This is a genomic window from Lysinibacillus sp. NPDC098008, assembly GCF_044760715.1.
Classification (GTDB): Bacteria; Bacillota; Bacilli; order Bacillales_A; family Planococcaceae; genus Lysinibacillus.
The window spans coordinates 1-1,488 of record NZ_JBIWBA010000066.1; the positions used below are offsets into that span (position 1 = coordinate 1).

Below are 1,488 nucleotides of genomic sequence, written 5' to 3' on the forward strand. Positions count from 1 at the left end.
CATCGAAATCATCGACCACAATGAGAAATCCGAACAGGAGGAAGTCGTTGAGGATTTGGTTCAGATTATCACAGTGTTCAGTTGCAAGCTCCAAGGGAAACGTTCCAAGAAAACGAAGGAACTGATTAAGGAGCTGAAAAAAGATGATTAAAGCCATTAAAATCAAGCTCTATCCCACGAAAGAACAAGAGTCGATGCTATGGAAAACAGCCAACCACGCAAGGGGCGCTTGGAATGTTGGTCTTGGTTATATCAAAGACGAATACGAAAAAGGAAATAATGTCTCCACAGCTCAGGCTAGGCAGATGATTACTGATGTCAAGAAGTCCAATAAGGATTATCTATGGCTAGGTGAAATCAGCGCTGACGCTTGGCGTAACGTATTCCAAGATATGACCAAGGCATTCAAGGTGTTTCGGGAAAACCTTAAAAAAGGAATCCCGTTCCCCGATGCAGGCTACCCTCAGTTCAAGAAAAAGTCCAAGTCAAAGCCTTCCTTCTATCATGATGAGCGTAAGCTGAAAGTCTACGGGAACAAGGTTTATCTCGAAAAGATAGGCTTCGTCAAGATGAAAGACGAAGGAAGACTGCCTCAAGGAAATTACAAAAAGGATAAAATCAAGGTCTCCAATGTCCGTGTCGGATACGACAACAAGAACTGGTATCTGACTTGTGGGATTGAAACCTCAGAAGCATACTGGACACCTAACCAAGATTTATCCATCGGTATTGACTTGGGAATTAAAGAACTGGCTGTTACCAACGTGGAAGGTTTGCGCTTCGACAACATCAACAAAAAACGTGAAGTCAAGCGTTTGGAGAAGAAGCATCGGCGGATGTCCCGTAAAATCAGTAGAAAATACGAGGCAAACAAAGATGGCAAGAGGTTTGTGAAGACCAATAATATTGTTAAATTAGAGAGGCTTCGCAAGCGAGTAGACAGACGATTGACGAATATTAGGGACAATCACCTTCATCAAGCTACAAAGGCGATTATCAAGCAAAAACCAAGCAAGATAGTCGTTGAAGATTTAAATGTCAAGGGCATGATGAAGAACAAACACTTGGCAAAATCGGTCGCAAATCAAAAGTTTTTCGAATTTAGAAGACAACTCAAATACAAAGCCAAATTTTATCTTGGTATTGATGTGACAGTGGCAGACAGATGGTTCCCATCGTCTAAAATGTGTTCTTGTTGCGGTCAAATTAAATCTGATTTGAAACTGAAAGACCGTGTTTACAGGTGCGATTGTGGCTTGAAAATCGACCGTGATTTGAATGCTTCAATCAATTTAGCGAATTATTCAATCTAGGAAGCTTAACTCCAAACTAAATCCTAGATATGTACCGTGTGATGCACGGGAATTTAAGCCCTCGGAGAGTTATATCAAACCGTAGTAGCTTCGGCAAGGCGGGACTCGTTGAACAGGGAATTTAACCTTATAATTACAATTCATTTTTTAAGAATTTATAAAGTTTTAACATCGG

At 40.8% G+C, this 1,488-nt stretch carries 1 protein-coding gene and 1 pseudogene; both read left to right on the forward strand.

Going from position 1 to position 1,488, the window contains the following annotated elements:
• Positions 1 to 151, forward strand: a pseudogene (locus ACIQVU_RS20225) (IS607 family transposase); the annotation flags it as partial.
• Positions 144 to 1,313, forward strand: coding sequence for an RNA-guided endonuclease InsQ/TnpB family protein (locus tag ACIQVU_RS20230; protein WP_340804366.1), 1,170 nt, complete (start codon positions 144 to 146; stop codon positions 1,311 to 1,313). The pseudogene ACIQVU_RS20225 and the gene ACIQVU_RS20230, both read left to right, overlap by 8 nt.
• Positions 1,314 to 1,488 lie beyond the last annotated feature (175 nt).

Excerpts from the sequence above, each read along its gene's own strand:
- ACIQVU_RS20230 (WP_340804366.1), top strand. The coding sequence starts at position 144 with ATGATTAAAGCCATTAAAATCAAGCTCTATCCCACGAAAGAACAAGAG.